This window comes from Alphaproteobacteria bacterium LSUCC0719, assembly GCA_040839025.1.
In the GTDB taxonomy this organism is placed as follows: domain Bacteria; phylum Pseudomonadota; class Alphaproteobacteria; order Puniceispirillales; family Puniceispirillaceae; genus UBA8309.
This window is the reverse complement of record JBFPJN010000001.1, coordinates 606,174-624,934: the sequence shown is the minus strand read 5'-3', so window position 1 is coordinate 624,934 and position 18,761 is coordinate 606,174. Positions and strand designations below refer to the sequence as shown.

The 18,761-nt window shown below is 56.8% G+C and carries 19 protein-coding genes; 14 read left to right on the top strand and 5 right to left on the bottom strand.

Annotated elements, in window-relative coordinates; translation table 11 throughout:
* Window positions 1–3: 3 nt before the first annotated feature.
* Window positions 4–390 carry a type II toxin-antitoxin system HicB family antitoxin gene (locus AB3X55_02960; GenBank protein MEX0502537.1) on the top strand — a complete coding sequence of 129 codons (387 nt, stop codon included), beginning with the start codon at window positions 4–6 and terminating at the stop codon, window positions 388–390.
* A gap of 367 nt (window positions 391–757) precedes the next feature.
* Here the strand turns inward: AB3X55_02960 and AB3X55_02955 are convergent, their stop codons facing one another.
* Window positions 758–943, bottom strand: a complete 186-nt coding sequence (locus AB3X55_02955; protein MEX0502536.1) for a helix-turn-helix domain-containing protein — start codon at window positions 941–943, stop codon at window positions 758–760.
* 308 nt (window positions 944–1,251) lie between these two features.
* Window positions 1,252–2,589: an MmgE/PrpD family protein gene (locus AB3X55_02950; protein ID MEX0502535.1), complete on the bottom strand. Its 1,338-nt coding sequence runs from the start codon at window positions 2,587–2,589 to the stop codon at window positions 1,252–1,254.
* A 138-nt stretch (window positions 2,590–2,727) separates the two neighbouring features.
* Between AB3X55_02950 and AB3X55_02945 the strand changes: the two genes are divergently transcribed.
* The 5 genes from AB3X55_02945 (at window position 2,728) to AB3X55_02925 (ending at window position 7,329) form a co-directional block, all read left to right on the top strand.
* The gene (locus tag AB3X55_02945) at window positions 2,728–3,957 is read left to right on the top strand and encodes an ABC transporter substrate-binding protein (GenBank protein ID MEX0502534.1); all 1,230 of its coding nucleotides are present in this window, start codon (window positions 2,728–2,730) and stop codon (window positions 3,955–3,957) included.
* A 79-nt stretch (window positions 3,958–4,036) separates the two neighbouring features.
* Window positions 4,037–4,915 (top strand): branched-chain amino acid ABC transporter permease, encoded by an 879-nt coding sequence (locus AB3X55_02940; protein ID MEX0502533.1) that lies wholly within the window; start codon window positions 4,037–4,039, stop codon window positions 4,913–4,915.
* Window positions 4,915–5,898 (top strand): branched-chain amino acid ABC transporter permease, encoded by a 984-nt coding sequence (locus AB3X55_02935; GenBank protein ID MEX0502532.1) that lies wholly within the window; start codon window positions 4,915–4,917, stop codon window positions 5,896–5,898. Before AB3X55_02940 ends, AB3X55_02935 begins: the two co-directional genes overlap by 1 nt.
* The gene (locus AB3X55_02930; GenBank protein ID MEX0502531.1) at window positions 5,891–6,628 is read left to right on the top strand and encodes an ABC transporter ATP-binding protein; all 738 of its coding nucleotides are present in this window, start codon (window positions 5,891–5,893) and stop codon (window positions 6,626–6,628) included. Before AB3X55_02935 ends, AB3X55_02930 begins: the two co-directional genes overlap by 8 nt.
* The gene (locus tag AB3X55_02925) at window positions 6,628–7,329 is read left to right on the top strand and encodes an ABC transporter ATP-binding protein (protein ID MEX0502530.1); all 702 of its coding nucleotides are present in this window, start codon (window positions 6,628–6,630) and stop codon (window positions 7,327–7,329) included. The genes AB3X55_02930 and AB3X55_02925 overlap by 1 nt, the downstream gene beginning before the upstream one ends.
* 8 nt (window positions 7,330–7,337) lie before the next feature.
* Here the strand turns inward: AB3X55_02925 and AB3X55_02920 are convergent, their stop codons facing one another.
* Entirely contained in the window at window positions 7,338–8,078 is a 741-nt protein-coding gene (locus AB3X55_02920) for an SDR family NAD(P)-dependent oxidoreductase (GenBank protein ID MEX0502529.1), read from the bottom strand.
* A 56-nt stretch (window positions 8,079–8,134) separates the two neighbouring features.
* Here AB3X55_02920 and AB3X55_02915 point away from each other — a divergent pair, with 56 nt between their 5' ends.
* A complete protein-coding gene (locus AB3X55_02915) occupies window positions 8,135–8,899 on the top strand; it encodes an aspartate/glutamate racemase family protein (GenBank protein MEX0502528.1) in 765 nt (254 codons plus the stop codon).
* A 33-nt stretch (window positions 8,900–8,932) separates the two neighbouring features.
* Here AB3X55_02915 and AB3X55_02910 read toward each other — a convergent pair whose 3' ends face one another.
* Both AB3X55_02910 and AB3X55_02905 read right to left on the bottom strand, forming a co-directional pair.
* The gene (locus AB3X55_02910; protein ID MEX0502527.1) at window positions 8,933–9,313 is read right to left on the bottom strand and encodes a nuclear transport factor 2 family protein; all 381 of its coding nucleotides are present in this window, start codon (window positions 9,311–9,313) and stop codon (window positions 8,933–8,935) included.
* The gene (locus tag AB3X55_02905; protein ID MEX0502526.1) at window positions 9,310–9,870 is read right to left on the bottom strand and encodes a tautomerase family protein; all 561 of its coding nucleotides are present in this window, start codon (window positions 9,868–9,870) and stop codon (window positions 9,310–9,312) included. The genes AB3X55_02910 and AB3X55_02905 overlap by 4 nt, the downstream gene beginning before the upstream one ends.
* 116 nt (window positions 9,871–9,986) lie before the next feature.
* On the opposite strand from AB3X55_02905, the gene AB3X55_02900 reads away from it, so the two are divergent.
* From AB3X55_02900 to AB3X55_02870, 7 genes are read left to right on the top strand one after another with little or no spacing between them, the layout of a single operon-like run.
* Window positions 9,987–11,255, top strand: a complete 1,269-nt coding sequence (locus AB3X55_02900; protein ID MEX0502525.1) for a 3-isopropylmalate dehydratase large subunit — start codon at window positions 9,987–9,989, stop codon at window positions 11,253–11,255.
* Between the two features lie 3 nt (window positions 11,256–11,258).
* On the top strand, window positions 11,259–11,771 hold the full coding sequence (locus AB3X55_02895) for a 3-isopropylmalate dehydratase (GenBank protein MEX0502524.1): 513 nt from the start codon (window positions 11,259–11,261) through the stop codon (window positions 11,769–11,771).
* Window positions 11,771–12,643: an oxaloacetate decarboxylase gene (locus tag AB3X55_02890; GenBank protein ID MEX0502523.1), complete on the top strand. Its 873-nt coding sequence runs from the start codon at window positions 11,771–11,773 to the stop codon at window positions 12,641–12,643. Before AB3X55_02895 ends, AB3X55_02890 begins: the two co-directional genes overlap by 1 nt.
* 6 nt (window positions 12,644–12,649) lie before the next feature.
* On the top strand, window positions 12,650–14,335 hold the full coding sequence (locus AB3X55_02885) for a hydantoinase B/oxoprolinase family protein (protein ID MEX0502522.1): 1,686 nt from the start codon (window positions 12,650–12,652) through the stop codon (window positions 14,333–14,335).
* On the top strand, window positions 14,332–16,383 hold the full coding sequence (locus AB3X55_02880; GenBank protein MEX0502521.1) for a hydantoinase/oxoprolinase family protein: 2,052 nt from the start codon (window positions 14,332–14,334) through the stop codon (window positions 16,381–16,383). The genes AB3X55_02885 and AB3X55_02880 overlap by 4 nt, the downstream gene beginning before the upstream one ends.
* A 2-nt stretch (window positions 16,384–16,385) precedes the next feature.
* Window positions 16,386–17,000, top strand: coding sequence for a cysteine hydrolase family protein (locus tag AB3X55_02875; GenBank protein MEX0502520.1), 615 nt, complete (start codon window positions 16,386–16,388; stop codon window positions 16,998–17,000).
* A 7-nt stretch (window positions 17,001–17,007) separates the two neighbouring features.
* Entirely contained in the window at window positions 17,008–18,402 is a 1,395-nt protein-coding gene (locus tag AB3X55_02870) for an FAD-dependent oxidoreductase (GenBank protein MEX0502519.1), read from the top strand.
* Window positions 18,403–18,761 lie beyond the last annotated feature (359 nt).

The window sequence follows — 18,761 nt, the reverse complement described above, 5'->3', positions numbered from 1 at the left end:
ACAATGAAACGATTTATTGCCTTGGTTCATCAAGAGGGCGACAGCGCTTTTGGCATCGAATTCCCGGATGTGCCGAGGTGTTTTTCTGCTGCTGATGATGCTGATGATATTATCGCAATGGCAAGCGAGGCGCTTTCCCTGCATCTGGAGGGCCAGGACATCCCAATGGCTCGTTCCCTTGACGAACTGCGCATTGAATGTGCGGACGACTTGGCAAATGGTGCCTATCTTGTGGCTATACCGTTGGTGAATCTTTCTGGCCGCTCGGTAAAGGCCAACATCACAATGTCGGCTGGGCTGCTTGACGCTGTTGATCAAACTGCCAAAGAGCGGGGCCTGACACGCTCTGCCTTTCTGTCCGAGCTTGCGCGAAGAGAGATTAACGCCTAAGCCGCATCAGAATGGCATGTCAGGAATTTCTTGAAAAAGGGCAGGTGGCGGAGAGGGTGGATTCCAAATTACTTCGCAAGTCTCTGTATGGAAACAGGTTTTGAAAGCCTGACGGCACCAGCCCCACATCTTTCCCCACATTCGAACGGGTGTTACTGGGACTGCTTGCGAGATCTGGATTGAATCGGGTAGATGGGGTGGGCGTGTATATTGGTGGTGCTTACGCCTCAAACCTGTGGTGGTGATAGATTGGTAGCGCCACTGACTAGCGGTTTGGTCAGGGCGTGCAACGAGGCCCAAGCGCTACACAAGTTACCAATCTGATTCACTTAATTGATTGTAGGTACTGAGGCGCCTTTAGTGAAGTTCAGGCTTCGCGCACAGGCTTGTAGACGGTATTGCGGGACACACCCAACCGCCGGGCAACAAGGCTTACTTTCCCGCCCGTTCCCTTCCAGCTCCGCTTGATCATCACGCAGCTTTCCTCGCGAGCCGGCGAGCCGTTGAATTGCGGGCAGGGTACCATGCCGTCACGGGCAAAGGATTGCACCACGTTCTGGATGTCCTGCCGAGCCCACCAACACTCTTCGTAACAGCCTAATCATGATGGCCGCGGCATGCGGTCATCGCAGTGATGCCATCAAGCTGAGCGATGCATCGATCCGGCGGGTCATCTCTGAATTGTTCAGGAAATACCCGGCGCATCAACGGCATCCTCCATATCCAAAACGAGGCCGACGAGAGCGGAGCTTACAAGGCTCAGAAGCTCAGTCTCGGAGTGGGTGGTCATTGTCATTGTCATTGTCATTGTCCGTTTCCTGCCTGTGTTATGCCTGGCCTCATGCCTGATAATTTTTGCTTTCAGGTATTCCAGAAAAGACCATTAATATCAGTTATATGTTCAAGGTTTTGAATGTGGTTTGCGATCTGGGTGCAAAGGGTTTCGGGCCAGAGCCTGCGGGCAAGGCTCTGATATTTTTCGAAGAGCTGATCTTGGTCGTATGGGTCCTGCCAGTCGCCACGGTTGGTCTCGACCGATGCCTGAAACCGGTTGCCGTCCTTCAAGAAGATAGTGACTAAAGCCGGACGCAGGTCAGGCAGTTTTGCCGTCATGGAGTGATCCTCCCGAACGGTGACACGTTTTGCCAACGCAAGGGTATGCGGGTCTGTGAGCGCGTTCCCAGAAAAACTTTCGACCCCGGTGCTGCCTGTCACTACTGTCGTGGCCACGGCAAAAGGAACTGAAAATTTTGCCGCAAGCATATTGCGCGGTGACTGATCGTCAAGTTCGGCTGCGAGGCTGTAGCTGTCGACCTCGATGCGATCAATGGCCGCATGGTCGGTAAGCTGTCTATGTTGCGCCATGAGTCCAACCAGGGCGTCCAGAGCGGCATGGTTGTAGCGGCAGCAGGCGTGCAATTTAAAATAGTTCCGCGTGATCTCGAACCGCTCACTTAGTTTTTCGCATGCCGCATCATGATCGAATTCCGTGCCGACGACAGCCCCGAAGACAGAACTGATTCCGTCACTTTCGCCTGACATGCCAGCTTGCCACAGCAGGTGAGCCAGATGTGCCATCTGGTTGCTGACCCCGGTATAGGCGTTTCTCACGGTGCCACCTTCAAGCATGGTCTTGCGGCTGGTCGCCAGTGTCAGGCTGCTTGAGATGTTCAGCAATTCGGTAATCTGTTCTTCCGTCAGCCGGTACAGGGCGGCGATTGCAGCGGCGGCGCCGAGCGTTCCCCATGTACCGTGCGGATGCATACTCATCCGCAGTTTGGTGCCGATACCGGCCCGTGCTGCCACGTCATAACCGATGATCAAGGCCCGGAGGAACTCAGTTCCGGAAACCTCTGTGGTCTGCGCAGCCGCCAGCAGCGCGGGGAAGACATGCATGCCGGGATGACCTCTTGCGAACTGGCTTCCCTCATCCATTTCCAGAACGGTGCCCGCCATTCCGTTCAGAAACGCGGCGGTCTGCGGATCGGTCGTCCTGCCTGTTCCCAGAATGGCGGCCCGCCCATCAGGTTGTCTTACGTTCACTAGCGCTTGCATTTCCGGCTCGGCCATGCCGCCGACAATCGCACCGACGCAGTCCACTACGGTAAGCTTAGCCCGAGCCACGGCCTCTTCGGGGATATTTTCCATCTCCGTTTTGCAAATGAAACGCGCTACGTTGGGCAGAAAGAGGGAGCTCATTGGATATCTCATGGCGTCAATGTTGCTGGTGCGACAATTTTCATCAAAAATTGCTTGCTGGTGAAGGCATTTATTCTGTTTGATGAAAAATGGAACAAAGGGTCGCCAATCAAGGACGGCCTGACTAGGAGGAAATGCATGTCAAAATTTATTCCGCATCTTGGCGGCTCTCGCCGTCGCTTCATCCGTAATGCCGGTGCAACCGTCGCGCTAGCCTCCACCGGACTGTCGATGCCACATATCGCGCAGGCCGCAGGTACGGTGAAGATCGGTCTGATCCACCCGGCGACTGGCTGGGCCGCTTATCCGGCAGCTCAGTTGCGCTATGGCGCGCAAATGGCGATTGCCGATATCAACGCTGCAGGGGGCATCAAGTCTATGGGTGGTGCACAGATCGAGGCACTTCTTGGTGACTCGCAGACAAAGCCGGAAATCGGCGCTGCTGAAGTTGAGAAGATGAACGAAGCTGGCGTCCACGCCCTTCAGGGTTGCTACCAGTCGGCTGTTGGCCTTGCTGCGTCAGCGGCCGCAGCCAAATACAACATTCCGTTCTCGGTCGATGTTGGTGTGTCGGACAAGCTTGTCGACAGGGGGCTCTCCAATGTGTTCCGAATGGCAGACGGCTATGGCCGCATCGCCCGCGATGCCTCGGCCTACCTTGGTGAGATCAACGCCGCCGCCGGCTCCCCGGCGAAAACCGTGGTCATTGTCCATGAGGAGTCCGAATTCGGCACTGGCACGGCAAAGCTGCTGACCCCTGCGCTGGCCGAGCGTGGCCTGACGGTTGTGGATACCATCAAGCACGCGAACCCGACACGCAACTTTGACAACATCGCGCTGCGTATCAAGTCTGCCAAGCCGGACATTATAATGCCGATTAACTACCCCGGCGAATATGTGCTTCTCGCGAAGACACTTCGCCAGCAGCGTGTTGATTTCATGACCAGCTACTCGGTTCTTGGTGGTGGATTTAACTTCAAGTTCATCGATGATATGCCTGAAATCGCTGAAAATATGATCGATGTGAACCACTGGTATGACCCGCGGTCGGCATCTGGTCAGGCAATGCGCAAGCGCACCGAGGCCGATGGTAAGTACTTCACCTTTGAAGTCTACTGCGCCTATATGTCGATCATGCTCCTCGCCGACGGTTTTGAACGTGCAGGCTCGACCGACAAGGACGCTGTCAACGCGGCGCTGGCATCCTCGACCCTCGAGGTTGATTTCATGCCTTACGACAAGACCGAAATGGTCAATGGCCAGAATATGGGTTCGCGCGCTGTGGCCATTCAGGCCCAGAACGGCGACTGCCAGGTCGTTGCGCCGTCCGCCTATGCCTCTGCAAAGGCCGTCTTCCCGCGCGCCTAATCGCCGGGTGCAAGTAGCCGGGCAACCAGCCAGCCATCTGTTTGGTTGCCCGGGTTTTCTCTTCTGAACTGAGCTGACCATGTTTTCTGCTTCATTGTCGATGTTGCCGGCCGCGATCACCAACGGCCTGATGTATGGTGCGATCTATGCGCTTGTCGCGCTTGGTCTGACACTGATCTATGGCGTTCTGCACATCATTAATTTTGCCCATGGCGCCATGCTTATGCTGGCGCTCTATGCGGCCTTTTTCCTGTTTCATCTGTTCGGCATTGATCCCTATCTGGCGATCCTCATTGTCACGCCGGCGGCGTTTGTCTTCGGCTATGTGATTTACCGCTGGGGTGTTGGCAAGCTTTCCGGTGGACGGGATCAGAATATCCTGCTGATTACACTCGGGTTGTCCATTATCATCGAGAATGGGGCGCTGTTCTTCTTCACTGGCGACCAGCAGACCGTCAGCCTGTCCTACAGTTACGAGGCTGTGGATCTCGGCTTCGTCTTCCTGTCCTATCCGAAGATAATCTCTTTCTTCGCGTCGCTGCTGATCTGCCTGTTGTTGTGGGCGTTGATGACAAAGACCGATCTTGGACGTGCCATCCGCGCCGTCGCCAAGCAGCGGGAAGGCGCGCGCCTTGTCGGCATTGATGTCGAGAATATCTTTGCCATCACATTTGGCATCGGCATCGCCTGCCTAGGCGCGGCGGGATGCATGTTGCTGCCGATCTTCTATGTTGATCCCTATACCGGGAACATTTTCGTCGTGATCGCCTTCACCATCGTTGTTCTTGGTGGGATGGGCAGTATCGTTGGTGCGCTTCTTGGCGGCTTTATCATTGGCATCACGGAATCGGTTGGCGGTCTGCTTCTTGGTGAGAGCCTTGGCCAGATCGGCATCTCGCTGATCTTCATCCTGATCCTGATCCTCAAGCCGACAGGCCTTTTCGGGAGTAAGGTTTGATGGCAACGCGCAACTCCACTCTGGTCCTATGTGCCATAGGTTTCGCATTGCTTGCCTTTGCGCCGCTTGGCATTTCCAGCAAGTTCTATCTCGATATCCTGACGCTGATCTTCTTCACCGCCTATATCGGCCAGTCATGGAACATACTTGGCGGCTATGCCGGGCAATTCTCCTTTGGTGGCGTGATGTTCTTCGGCACTGGCGCCTATGCGTCATCAATCCTTGTGAATTCCTTTGGTGTGCCGGCGATCATCGGTGTTGTGGTTGCGATCCTTGCCGGCGCGGTGCTTGCGCTCGGTGTCGGCTATCTCAGTTTCCGTTCGGGCCTTCGGGGGTCCTATTTCGCGCTGATCACACTCGCCTTTGCCGAATTACTGCGGGTGGTCGCCAACTCGCTCGAGATTACCGGCGGTGGTGTCGGGCTGTTTCTGACCTATGCGCCAGGGCTGCAAAACCTGCAGTTCAAGACGCCTGTTGGTTTCTACTATTTCGCGCTGATCCTCTTGGCGATCTCCATCGCCATCGTGATCTGGCTGGAAAACTCCCGCTTTGGCGCGCAGCTGGTTGCCATTCGCGAGAATGAGGATGCGGCAGAAGCGCTTGGCATCAACACGCTTCGCCGAAAATGCCAGGCGATCATGATCATGGGCGCCATGGGTGGTGCAGCTGGAACATTCTATTCGCAGAAATACCTGTATCTCGACCCGCCGATCGCCTACAGCGTACACCTGTCTGTTGAAATGCTGCTGGTAACCATTGTTGGCGGCATGGGAACAGTATTTGGCCCGCTGATAGGGTCGCTGGTTCTGCATACCGTCAACGAAGTTACCCGTAATTTCATCGACACGCCGGGGCTGAGCCTGATCGTCTACGGTATCATCCTAATCATGATCATCAGCTATCTTCCTAACGGTCTGATAGGGCTGTTCAAAGGACGTGGCTCGAAGAAGGCGGGTGCCGCGCAGGGAGACGGCGATGCTTGATGTACGCGGGGCGATAAAGCGGTTCGGCGGTCTCGTCGCGGTGTCCGAGGTCGATCTTCATGTTGATCAGGGAGAAATTGTTTCATTGATCGGCCCGAATGGTGCCGGCAAGACAACGCTTTTCGCAATGATTGCCGGGTTCTTGAAATCGGACGGCGGCGAGGTGAAGCTGAACGGCACATCAATCCTCAGGATGAAGCCGCACATGATCTGCCAGATGGGCATGGTCCGTACATTTCAGATCACCCAGCCATTTGCAGGCCTGACAACACGTCAGAACATCATGGTTGGCGCCTATTCGAGGACGTCTAGCCAACCCGATGCCGAACGAAAGGCAGAAGAGGTTGCCGAGATCGTGGGGATGACGGCACTTCTCGACCGGAATGCCGATAACCTGACAGTGGCTGGCCGCAAGCGGCTGGAACTAGCGAGGGCGCTTGCCACCGGGCCGAGCCTCCTGCTTTTGGACGAGGTAATGGCAGGCTTGAACCCGACCGAAATCGACGAAATCGTTGCTGTTATTAAGGGCATTCGCGATACGGGCGTAACCATTTTCCTGATCGAGCATGTGATGAAGGCGGTGATGAACCTGTCCGACCGGACCTATGTGCTGAACGACGGCAAGCTGATCGCTGCCGGAACGCCGGCGTCCGTGGCCGCGGATCCGCAGGTTATCGAGGCTTATCTTGGCCATGGCGCCGCGGAAGCGATGGCGGGGGGAGCAGCCTGATGATCAGCATTCGCAACCTCCATACAGGGTATGGCAGTGTCAGTGTCTTACGCGACGTTTCGATGGAAATCGGCGAGGGCGAGATCGTCGCCGTTCTTGGAAGCAACGGTGTCGGCAAGACGACGCTGAACAACACGCTTTCTGGGCTGATCCGGCCGAGCGCAGGTGAGGTGACTTTTGAGGGATCGGTGATTTCCGGTCTGCCGCCGGCAGAAATCGTGGAGCGTGGCCTTATCCATGTGCCAGAGGGCCGCAAGCTGTTCCCGAACCTATCCGTTCGGGACAATCTGGAACTTGGCAGCTACAAGCGCGGCCGTTCCAACCGGTCGCAAAATCTGGACAAGGTTCTGGAAGTGTTTCCGAAGCTGCGCGAGCGGATCGAACAGCTTGCCGGCACATTGTCTGGCGGCGAGCAGCAGATGGTTGCCATTGGCCGCGGCTTGATGAGCGAGCCGAAAGTGCTTCTCCTCGACGAGCCGTCACTTGGCCTGTCGCCGCTCCTAGTGGAGCAGATGTTCGCACTGATCAAGCAGATTAACAACACCGGACTGTCTCTGATCCTTGTGGAACAGAATGTGATCCAGTCGCTTGCCATCGCCGACCGTGCCTATGTGATCGAGGAGGGCCGCGTTACCCTTTCCGGGTCGGCGATCGAATTGCGGGAGAACAGCGACCTGAAAAAATCCTATCTCGGGCTGTAATCCACAAGTTATCTGGCGGTGAAGCCGCCATCGGCGACAACCACCTGGCCGGTGATGAAGCCCGCCTGTTCCGATAACAGGAAGACAACAAGAGTCGCGATCTCGTCCGCCGTGCCGAACCGGCCCATTGGTATGGCTGAGCGCAACGCTTCGAACCGGTCCGGATCGGCTCTGGTAGCTGCCGTCATGTCGGTCGCGATGGGGCCTGGCGCGACTGCGTTGACCCTGACATTCTGGTCTGCAAGTTCCAGCGCTAGTGATTTGGCAAGCCCGTTGACCCCGGCCTTTGACGCCGCATAGGCGGCGGCGCGCTGATGGCCGACGAGGCCGATCTGGCTGGAAATGAACACCATCGCGCCATGCTCTTCAGCCGTCAGGAACGGCGTGGCAGCGCGTGCAAGGTTGAAGCCTGCCGTCAGGTTTACATCGATAATGCGTGCCCAGTCGGCGCTGTTGGTATCAGCTGAGGTCAGCAGCTTGATGATGCCGGCGCAGGCCACGACGCCATCAAGGCCACCAATCCGGTCGGCTGCGTTTGCAACCGCGTCGTTTAGCGCCGTTTCATCGGTCACATCTGCCCGGAAACAGAGGTCTTGCGGCGTAATATCTTTAAGATTGGCAAGCTGGTCTTCGGTATGGATGGTGCCGCTGACGCGCGCACCTTCGGCAACAGCAAGTCGCGCAGTCGCCAGTCCGATGCCGGACCCCAAGCCGGTGATAAATAGGCGTCTATTGACAAGGGATGGCATTGGTGACCTCCTGAAAACCAAAGTGATACTGCAGCGTGACACAGGATCGGTCGGAGATGAAAGATGTTCTGGTGATTGTTCCCTTTCCGATGTCGGAAGAGAACCTGGCACAACGCCGTTCGCAGCTGGATGCAGTCGAACTCAGCGACCAGTTGCGGTTCACCTTCAAATCGACGAAGGCGGCGCCGCGTAATTATGTCAGCGAGGCTGATATGGTGCTTGCCGATCTTGGCATTCTAGAGGTCGGCCAGTCGGCACAGGAGGAGGGCTTCGATGCCGTCTGCATCGACACGATGAGTGATTCCGGCGTCGCCGCCCTTCGCTCGGTGCTGGATATTCCGGTGATTGGTCCCGGCCGTGCCTCGATGTTGACGGCGATGCTGCTGGGAAGCCGTTTCTCGGTCGTCACCATGTGGAAGCACTGGTTCCACCTCTATGAGAAGACAATTGGCGACCTTGGCATCAGGGACCATGTCGCCTCGATCCGCTCGATCAATGTCGCGCCGGACAATCAGACCCTTCTTGCCGGCAAGGAGGAGGATATTTTCCCCCTACTGTTGGCCGAGGCCGAGGCAGCCATCAATGAGGACGGCGCTGATGTTATTCTTCTCGGATCAACGACGATGCATCAGGCGCATCAGTTCCTGAGCGAGAGCCTTGATGTGCCGGTGATCAACCCCGGACCGCTGACCTATAAGCTTGTTGAGGCGATCCTTGGGCTTGACCTGTCACACAGCCGTGCCGCCTATCCTGTCTCTCCGGTACCGCGAACCGAGATGATTGCCGCAATGATGGCTGCAGCCGGCAGGTTCGACCAGTAGATCGGACGTGCGCCCGGCCCCAGTCACTTCTGATTACCCCTTTCGGTCGAGTGTGTTCTCGCCAGCCATATAGACACGGACTTCGGTGAACATACCGTCTTTAGCCGTGAAGAAATTGCAGTTGGATTTATAGACAAGGCTGCCGTCGGGGAGGGTGTTGGTCACCCGGAAGCGCACGGCTATGTCCGCACCGTTACCGGCATCAACAAAATAGAACTGGTCATGTCTGACAGCAGAGTGATGCGACCACAGCCTGTCGAACATGCCGCGGATCTCTTTATGTCCATGCAGTTCGACGCCATGCGTCTCGACATAGAACACGCAATCAGTGGCGAGCGTCGCGAAGATGAGGCTGGGATCCTGTTCGTCGACACCGCGAAAATAGGTCAGGACCAGCTGTTGAAGGCTATTCATACCGGTTTCATCTCTGCCATGTCGTTCCAGACCATCTGCGAGAAAATGGTCTCACCCTCCAACTCGAACCGGTCGAGGAAACGGATGCCGCTGAATCCGGTGCCGTCCAGCCAGCTGCCGGAAAGGGTGCCGAAGCAGAAGACCGTCGAACGGGTGCCGTGAAAGGCGGTATCGAATCCTTCATAGCTCTTGCTGACGGACTGATAGCGCTGGTGGGCCCACGCCACCAGTTCTTCAAGCTCTGCAAAGCGTGCATTACCGGGAAAAGTCATGGTGAAATCATCTGACAGGTGGGACTTCGCGGCATCAAGATCGCGCGCCTCCATCGCCGCAAGAAAGCCGCGGACAATATCTTCGGCCGGCGTCGGGGCAGATGCCGGCACCCGGCTTGTGCGGCCGCGCATATAGTTGTCGGGATCCACTTCCTTGATGGTTACGGTGACGAAATCCGACGCTGCACCGAGCGAGGAACAGGCCGCGTCGGTCACGCGTTCGGCAAGCCTTTTTCTGACCTGTCTGTCATATCCCTTGATCAGGGTGCATTCGATCAGCGGCATCTTGTCCCTCATTGCTGGGTGTTTTTTGAAATACAAGGCTTAGGATAGTCTAATGTAGAGATCGCAAGTCCGTCAAAAGTGATGGCCTGCCATCATTTTATGCTAAGGTTTTTATAATGGAAACTCTCGCCCGAAAACTGATTGCCCGCGCCGCCGGGCAGCCCGTCGTCTCGGCTGGTGATGTCGTGATTTGCAAGGTCGATCTTGCAATGATCCACGACAGCGGTGGGCCGCGCCGTGTTAAGCCCATGCTTGAACGACTTGGCCGTCACGTCTGGGACAAGGACCGTGTTGTGGTGGTCACTGATCACTATGTTCCAGCCGATACTGAAGAGACCCGCGCCATTCAGGCACTGACCCGCAAATGGGTCCATGATGAGGATATTGCCAATTTCTATGATCAGCAGGGCATCTGCCATGTCGTGCTGCCGGAACGTGGACATCTGTCCCCCGGTATGTTCTGTGTTGGAGGTGACAGCCATTCGCCGACCGGCGGTGCCTTCGGTGCCTACATGTTCGGCATCGGGGCGACCGAGATGGCAGGGGTTCTGGCAACTGGTGAAATCTGGCTTCGTGTTCCCGAAACCATATTGATCCAGTGGGACAATAGTCTTGGGTCCTGTGTCACAGCCAAGGACATGATGCTTGCCGTGTGCGGCAAGATCGGTATGGGCGGTGGTCGGTATCAGGCTATCCAGTATGCCGGCACGGCGATCAGTGATTTGTCGATGCAGGAACGCATGACCATGTCCAATATGGCGGCGGAGCTTGGCGCACAGGCAGGGCTTGTTGCGCCTGACCAGATAACTGCGGATTATGTGCTAGCTGCCGGAGGCTCGCTAGCTGATGACTGGGTGGACTACACCATCGAAGCCGCAGACAAGGCAGAAGACCATCTTACATTCGATGCGGCAGAACTTGCGCCGCAGATCGCTGCCCCGCATTCACCGGCAAATGCCGCTGATGCCGCAGAGTTCGAGAATACATCATTCGATGTTGCCTATATCGGGGCCTGTACCGGCGCGAAATATGTCGATCTGGCAGCTGCCGCTAGCGTGTTGAAGGGGCGGCGCGTCGCCAGCGGTATTACCCTGAAGGTTGCGCCGGCCAGCAAGCAGGATCAGGACCGTGCCGCTGACGAGGGCATCATGTCGATCCTCGAGGATGCAGGTGCACAGTTCCTTGCGAACAGTTGCGGTATCTGCGCCGGCTATGGCGATGACAGGCTTGCCAAAGACGAGGTCTGCCTGTCATCGACTGCGCGCAATTTCAAGGGCAGGATGGGCGCGCCCGGCTCGCAGGTCTATCTGGCGTCGCCCTACACGGTTGCCGCTTCGGCGGTTACCGGAACTATGCGCGATCCGCGTGAGATCATGGAGGGCTGACAGATGGCGCGTCTCTGGCGGTTCGACGAAATCATCGATACCGACGTACTTGCCCCTGGCAAATACATGAAATCTCCACTTGCCGAGCTGGCGCTACATTGTCTTGAGGCAGTCAGGCCCGAATTTTCCGGCAATGTGCGCCCTGGCGATGTGATTCTTGGTGCGCCGAACATGGGGGTCGGCTCGTCACGCGAACAGGCTGCCGAGGTGTTGAAACACCTTGGAATTGCATCTGTGATTGCCCCCAGCTTTGCCGGTATTTTTTATCGCAACGCAATCAATCTGGGCCTGCCGGTTTTCACCATAAATGGCGAAGCGTATGCACATCCCGGACTGACTGACGGAGCTGAGATCAGCTTCGATTTCGATGGCTCCTCTATAATACTCCTGGCGTTTGGCGAGGTTCTTTCGCTTGATCCGTTGCCTGATTTCCTGCGTGACATGATTCTGGATGGCGGTCTGATTCCTCATCTGGAAAAGCGCTTCCAGAAGACAGCAGCGATGGAGGGGGCCTGATGACTATACGGGAACTGATGGGGAAGGACGGCATCATACTTGCCCCTGGGATTTATGACGCGCTGTCAGGCCTGATCGCGACACAGACGGGGGCAAAGACCGTGTATCTCTCGGGCGCCAGCCTTGCCTATACCCGTTTCGGACGCTCCGACATCGGCCTTGTCAGCGTGTCCGAGGTGCAAGACACACTTGCGGCCATTACCGACCGTATCGAGACGCCGGTGATCGTCGATGCCGATAACGGGTTTGGCAATGCACTCAATGTTCAGCGGACCGTTCGGAGTTTTGAACGTGCCGGCGCTGGTGCCATCCAAATTGAGGACCAGTCCTTTCCGAAACGATGTGGTCATCTCGACGGCAAGAAGCTCGTATCCTGCAATGAGATGGTGGGCAAGGTCAAAGCAGCGCTCGATGCGCGCCAGAATGACGATACACTGATTATTGCGCGCACCGATGCCCGCGCTGTAGAAGGTCTGGAGGCGGCTATAGACAGGTCCGAAGCCTATCGAGAGGCTGGTGCCGATATTCTGTTCATCGAGGCGCCGCAGTCTATCGATGAGATGCAGGTTCTTTGCGACCGGTTCGCCGGGAGTGTGCCGCTTCTTGCTAATATGGTCGAGGGCGGCAAGACACCGATCAAAACTGCAGACGATCTTGCCACACTTGGCTACAGCGTTGCGATTTTTCCAGGTGGTGCGGTGCGGGCGATTTCACGGCATCTGCAGGCCTATTACGATGGTTTGCTCTCCGACGGGAGCAATGCCGGCTTTGCCGACCGGATGCATGATTTTCAGGGTCTGAACGAGATCATTGAAACCAGCGCTCTTATGGCACTTGGCAAAAAATATGAAGATATTGACTCAACGGACTGATTTTTTATGACTTCTATCAAAATGGACCCAGTGACGCTTGCCATTCTCAAAGGCCGTCTTGAACAGATTGCTGACGAGATGGACGCTACTCTCTTCCGATCTGCTTTCAATCCGATCATTGCCGAGGCGCATGATGCCAGTCACGGCATCTATGACGCGCAGACAGGTGAAACTCTTGTTCAAGGCAAATCAGGACTTCCTATTTTTGTCGGGGTGATGGCCTTTGCCGTGAAGGCGGTAATTGACCGAGTGCGTCGTGACGGCGGCGTTGCCGATGGCGATGTGTTCATTTTCAATGATCCCTATGACGGTGGCACCCACCTTTCGGATTTCCGGCTTGTGAAGCCGATCTTCAGGAACGGAGAGATCTTCTGCTATCTTGCCTCTGTTGGTCACTGGCATGATGTCGGGGGAAATGTACCTGGAAACTATAACCCGCAAGCCACTGAATCCTTTCAGGAAGGCGTGTTGATCCCGCCGGTGAAGTTGTTTGAGGCAGGGGTGCTGAGAAGAGATATCGTGGCGATCCTGTCCGCCAATTCACGTCTTCCAAATTCGCTCTATGGCGATATGAACGCCCAGATCAACGCCCTCGACATTGGCCACCAGCGCCTTGACGACCTGCTGGACGAATATGGCGAGACTGATGTGTCCGCGGCACTGGCACTTCTAAGGCAGCGCGCCGACCGCATGATGCGCGACCACCTTGCCGCGCTGCCGGACGGCACCATTTCTGTCGAGGACTATCTGGACAATGACGGTGTAACCGATGAAGTGCTGACCCTTGCCGTCGACATGACGATATCGGGTGACCGATTGACCATCGATTTCACCCGGTCGAGTCCCGCCTGCGCCGGCCCGGTAAATATTTCACGCTCAACGACTATCGCCGCCACCTATGTGGCGCTAAAACATATCTTTACTGATGTGCCAGCAAATGCAGGCGTGTTGCAGCCCGTGGAATTCATTATCCCGGAGGACAGTTTTCTTAGCGTCACCGCACCAAAGCCGGTGGGCGGCTATACGGAAACCATCCTTCGGCTAATTGATGTGATGTTTCAGGCCTTCCAGCATATATCGCCGGAACGTGTCAATGGCTGTGCCTATGGGACAATTAACGCGTTGTCACTTGCCGGACATCGTGGAGATGGCAGCCGCTGGGTGATGTTCTCGTTCTTTGGTGGCGGCCATGGCGGCCATCCCGAAGGGGACGGTTTGAACCACGGCAACGCGCCGATCAGCACGGCGACCATTCCACCGCTCGAGATTCTCGAGGCTGCCTATCCGGTTGCTTTCACGCAATGGGCGCTTCGTCCGGATTCTGGTGGTGAGGGACAGCATCGTGGCGGGCTGGGCGCGGTTTATGAAATTGAATTGCTGGAAGAATCTGCAACGGCATTTCTGTTTGGCGAACGTGGCAAAAACCCGCCTCCCGGTGTTGTTGGAGGTCGCGCCGGCGCGCCCAACAGGTTCTATTTCGACAGCGATGGCCCGGATGCCATCGACGGGCAGGAGTCTCCGCCACTCGTTTCGAAGATGACGGGCATCAAGTTGCAACGTGGCCAGCGTGTAAGGCTAGAGACCCCGGGGGGCGGTGGCTACGGCGATGCGGCAACGCGCACCAGTGAGAAGCAAGCGCATGATTTAGCTCAGGGTTATGTCACAGCTGGCGGCAAGGGAGCGGGATCATGAGCAAATCCATCGTGATAGGTGTCGATGTTGGCGGAACCTTTACCGATATCCTCGCACTTGACGAAAACACCGGCGAGGTGCGTGTCGCAAAGGTGCCCTCGACCCGTGGCGACCAGTCAGCAGGCTTCCTGAGTGGCATCAAAGCTGCCACCGACGATCTAGGTGCTGTCTCGACGATCATCCATGGCACGACTGTGGCGACGAATGCCCTGCTGGAGCGTAAGGGTGCTAAGGCGGGCATCATTACCACGGCAGGATTCCGTGATGTGCTTGAAATGCGGCGTCGCGACCGGCCGACTACATGGGGATTGTGGGGCCAGTTTACTCCGGTGATCGAACGGCAGAGCCGTCTCGAGGTCAACGAGCGCACACTTGCCAGCGGCGAGGTCACAACACCGGTGGCTCCGGACGAAATCCGAGCTGCAGCGGCAAGCCTGCTTGAACAGGGCTGTGAAGCGGTATGCCTGTTCTTCATCAATGGCTATGCGAATGGAGAAAACGAGGCACGCGCTGCCGAGATTTTGCGTGATGTATGGCCGAACGAGCATGTCAGCGTGGCGACTGAGATCCTGCCTGAAATCCGTGAGTTTGAGCGCTGCTCGACGGCGAGCCTGAATGCCTATCTGCAGCCGGTTGTCGCAAACTATCTGGCGCGCCTTGAAGAGCGGCTTGACGGCGAGGGGGCTCCAGCGGAAATCCTGATCGTACAATCCAATGGTGGTGTCATGTCGGTCGATACTGCCAAGGCGCTTCCGGTGCGCACGGCGCTGTCCGGGCCGGCAGCCGGCGTCGTGGCCGCTCGCCAGATCGCCAGTGCGGCAGGTTTTGAAAATGTCATCACCGGCGACATGGGCGGCACATCCTTCGATGTATCGCTGGTCGCCGACGGGCAGAACACCCTGACATCTCAGGCCAGCATCGATTTCGGCATGGTTGTCCGTACACCGATGATCGAGATGACGACCATCGGAGCAGGCGGCGGGTCGATTGCCCATATTGACGAGACAGGCCTTCTGGATATCGGGCCGCAGAGCGCGGGGTCGGATCCGGGACCTGTCTGTTATGGCCTTGGCAATGACCGACCGACCGTCACGGACGCCAATCTGGTTTTAGGTCGCATCGATGCCCGCAACCCGATAGGCGACAAGCTGACAAGGTTGGACAGTGAGGCCGCCGCCGCCGCCATCGACACGCATATTGCCGGCCCGCTCGGGATTTCGGTTGAAGAGGCCGCCGAGGCGATCATTCGCGTTGCCAACGCGAAAATGGCTGGCGCCATTCGCCTGATCTCGATCGAGCGGGGGCATGACCCGAAACGCTTTGCGGCGATGCCGTTCGGCGGGGGTGGTGCGCTTCATGCCGGGGCTCTGGTTCGAGAGATTGGTCTGGCAGCGGCGATTGTGCCGCGCTTCCCGGGCGTCAATTCGGCGCTTGGCTGTGTGATGTCGGACCTGCGTCATGACGAGGTCCGAACACTCAACAGGATGCTGGATACTCTTGATTGCAAGGCGCTAACAGAGATGGTTGGCGAGATTACTGCCTCCTCTGAAGAGGTCATAAGGCGTTCAAACGCGTCAATCGACGGCCTTGAAGCGGTGATTGAGCTCGACATGCTCTATCTTGGTCAGACGCATGCCGTGGCTGTTCCATTGTCTGTGTCGGAAAGAGGGCTGACGATCGATGTTATCCGCGCCGCTTTCGATGCGAGCTACAAGCGCGCTTATGGACGTCTGCTCGAAAACATCCCGGTGCGTGTGTTGAACCTTCGGCTTTCTGTGATCGGCAAACGTCCTGGAGTTGACATCGCCAGCCTGGCGCGTGGCGAGCGTGCTGCGTCGGCGGATGACTGCCATCTGGCCGACCAACAAATTTTCGCTGGCGGTCAGTGGCATGACGGGACCATCGTTGACCGGTTGCGTCTTCCTGCTGGTGCCGTGGTGAATGGGCCCTGTCTTCTGGTCCAGCCCGATGCCACCATTTATGTCGATCCGGGTCTTGCGGCCCGTGTGGACGATCTTGGCAATATCATCATTGAAGAACAGGGGTAGATATGTCCGACAACGCCTTCGACGCCGCTTCAACGGCGGTTCTGATCGTTGATCTGCAGAATGACTTCCTGCATCCGAAAGGTGCTTATGGCCGGTCCGGCACCAGCAGTCCCGAAATTGCTGCACTGCCGTCCCGGATCAAGCCGCTCCTGGATACCGTGCGGCAAACCGGTGGATGGGTTGTTTCGACCCAGTTCAGCCTGATCCCCGGACGTGATGCCGCCCCTTTCATCTCGCCACATCTGAAGACACTCAGGCCATTCCTGACAACTGGTGATTTCGTTCCCGGCGGCTGGGGCCATTCTCTTGTTGATGAACTTCAGCCGGCAGACCTGATTGTTGAAAAAGTCGCTTATTCAGCATTTTACCAGACGAGGATGGAGTTCGTGCTCAGCCGCGCCGGCATCAAGACATTGATGGTGTGCGGTATCGTCACCAATGGCGGTGTGGCCTCGACCGTTCGCGACGCGCATGTGCGGGATTTCAATACCATCACGCTTCATGACGGGTGTGCCGCCTTTTCTCCAGAGACACATGATACGGCGATCAACGCGCTGGCCACGGTCGGGAAGACAATGAGCATCGCCGAGGCACAGGCGTTGTTCAGCGGGAGCTGAAAGGCTTATGGCAGGCATAATTGTTAGTGACAGCATCGCAGCCGAAATTGAGGTCGACTGCCTGATCATCGGTGGCGGCGCTGCCGGTCTGACAGCGGCGCTTGCCGCCAGCGAGGCAGGGGAATCAGTACTGGTTGCCGAGCGTGATACCCAACTTTCCGGCTCGACAGCGTTGTCATCCGGATTGGTGCCTGCAGCGGGCACTAAGGCACAGGCAGCGCAGTCCATATCTGACAGCCAGGACGTCTTCGTCGGCGATATCATGGCAAAGAACAAGAACAGCGCCGATCCGAACTATGTGCGCACCATCGTGGCGCAGATTCCCAAGACCATCGACTGGCTGGCCGACAGCCACCAAATCCCGTTCCATGTGCTTGATGATTTTCTTTACCCAAGCCACAGCCACCACCGCATGCATGCCGTGCCAGAGGTCACCGGGCAGGGGTTGATCACAAGGCTTGAACAGGCAGTGGCGGCAACTGATACCATGATTGTGACGGGCGCGTGCGTAACGGACCTGTTCCTGTCGGAAGGCGGGCAGGTGATCGGCGCGCGTTGCGAGCGGCCGGATGGCGCGATTGAGGTGATCGCCGCAAAGCGGACGATTCTTGCCTGCAACGGCTATGGTGGCAATCCGGATCTCGTCGCGCGGCATATTCCGGAAATGAAGGATGCGCTCTATTTCGGGCATCCGGGAAACCAGGGCGAGGCCATTCTGTGGGGCGAGCAGATCGGTGCTGTCCCGACGCATCTGTCTGGATATCAGGGGCATGGTTCTGTCGCGCACCCGCACGGTATTCTCGTCACCTGGGCTCTGATGATGGAGGGCGGAATTCAGGTCAATCTTGAGGGCCGCCGTTTCTCGAACGAGCATCAGGGATATTCCGAACAGGCGGTGGCGGTACTGGCGCAGCCGGAACAGACGGCCTTCAACATTTTTGATGGCCGCCTGCAGCAGCTTGGCCGGAAATTTGAGGATTTCTGCAACGCTGAAAAGAGCGGCGCCGTCATTTTGGCAGACAGCCCAGCCGAGTTGGCAACGCGCATCGGGATAGACAGCGACGCGCTTGAGGCAACGCTGGTTGAAGCAGGCCTGCTTGCCGAGAGTGGCGAACCAGACCGATTTGGACGGCAGTTCTCTGCGGATACCTTGTTGCAGGCGCCCTATTGTGCGGTGCGGGTCACCGGAGCGCTGTTCCATACGCAGGGAGGCTTGTTGGTGGATGATAATGCTCGTGTGAAGCGGGTAGACGGTTCGGTGTTCAGCAACCTGTTCGCCTGTGGCGGGGCCGCCTGCGGCGTGTCAGGGCCGGATGTTTCCGGATATCTGTCGGGCAATGGTCTCTTGACAGCACTTGCGCTTGGCCATCTAGCAGGTGGGTTTCCGAAAATGAACAGTTGACCGGAATTGATGTCACTACGCTGTCAAAACATTTTCGGGAACGCAGCAAAAACGACAGGTGATATTGAAAAGGCTGGTTTCTGCGTTCTATCGCAAGCCAGTCAAACCTTCGCTAGCTATTTAACAATAACCTGACAAAAGCTGACCTTTACTGGTGACAGAGCTTCGAGTTTCGCGGCTCGTGGACCTTGGAACTTTGTTCGGTCATGTTTTTTGAGCCGTCTTTATTCGATGTAATCACGGATTAGATATGATGGCATCGGGTGGTGCTGGATCAGGTCAGATCGAAGTGGATGGCGTTATGTCCCGGCCATCTGATCCCATGTTATGCAATACAGAAAACGTATGTGTGTCGGCTC

Bases quoted from the DNA above. Each gene is read 5' to 3' on its own strand.
- AB3X55_02960 (MEX0502537.1), top strand. From the start codon at position 4: ATGAAACGATTTATTGCCTTGGTTCATCAAGAGGGCGACAGCGCTTTT.
- AB3X55_02950 (MEX0502535.1), bottom strand. From the start codon at position 2,589: ATGAGCTCCCTCTTTCTGCCCAACGTAGCGCGTTTCATTTGCAAAACG.
- AB3X55_02945 (MEX0502534.1), top strand. From the start codon at position 2,728: ATGTCAAAATTTATTCCGCATCTTGGCGGCTCTCGCCGTCGCTTCATC.
- AB3X55_02940 (MEX0502533.1), top strand. From the start codon at position 4,037: ATGTTTTCTGCTTCATTGTCGATGTTGCCGGCCGCGATCACCAACGGC.
- AB3X55_02935 (MEX0502532.1), top strand. From the start codon at position 4,915: ATGGCAACGCGCAACTCCACTCTGGTCCTATGTGCCATAGGTTTCGCA.
- AB3X55_02930 (MEX0502531.1), top strand. From the start codon at position 5,891: ATGCTTGATGTACGCGGGGCGATAAAGCGGTTCGGCGGTCTCGTCGCG.
- AB3X55_02925 (MEX0502530.1), top strand. From the start codon at position 6,628: ATGATCAGCATTCGCAACCTCCATACAGGGTATGGCAGTGTCAGTGTC.
- AB3X55_02920 (MEX0502529.1), bottom strand. From the start codon at position 8,078: ATGCCATCCCTTGTCAATAGACGCCTATTTATCACCGGCTTGGGGTCC.
- AB3X55_02915 (MEX0502528.1), top strand. From the start codon at position 8,135: ATGAAAGATGTTCTGGTGATTGTTCCCTTTCCGATGTCGGAAGAGAAC.
- AB3X55_02910 (MEX0502527.1), bottom strand. From the start codon at position 9,313: ATGAATAGCCTTCAACAGCTGGTCCTGACCTATTTTCGCGGTGTCGAC.
- AB3X55_02905 (MEX0502526.1), bottom strand. From the start codon at position 9,870: ATGCCGCTGATCGAATGCACCCTGATCAAGGGATATGACAGACAGGTC.
- AB3X55_02900 (MEX0502525.1), top strand. From the start codon at position 9,987: ATGGAAACTCTCGCCCGAAAACTGATTGCCCGCGCCGCCGGGCAGCCC.
- AB3X55_02895 (MEX0502524.1), top strand. From the start codon at position 11,259: ATGGCGCGTCTCTGGCGGTTCGACGAAATCATCGATACCGACGTACTT.
- AB3X55_02890 (MEX0502523.1), top strand. From the start codon at position 11,771: ATGACTATACGGGAACTGATGGGGAAGGACGGCATCATACTTGCCCCT.
- AB3X55_02885 (MEX0502522.1), top strand. From the start codon at position 12,650: ATGACTTCTATCAAAATGGACCCAGTGACGCTTGCCATTCTCAAAGGC.
- AB3X55_02880 (MEX0502521.1), top strand. From the start codon at position 14,332: ATGAGCAAATCCATCGTGATAGGTGTCGATGTTGGCGGAACCTTTACC.
- AB3X55_02875 (MEX0502520.1), top strand. From the start codon at position 16,386: ATGTCCGACAACGCCTTCGACGCCGCTTCAACGGCGGTTCTGATCGTT.
- AB3X55_02870 (MEX0502519.1), top strand. From the start codon at position 17,008: ATGGCAGGCATAATTGTTAGTGACAGCATCGCAGCCGAAATTGAGGTC.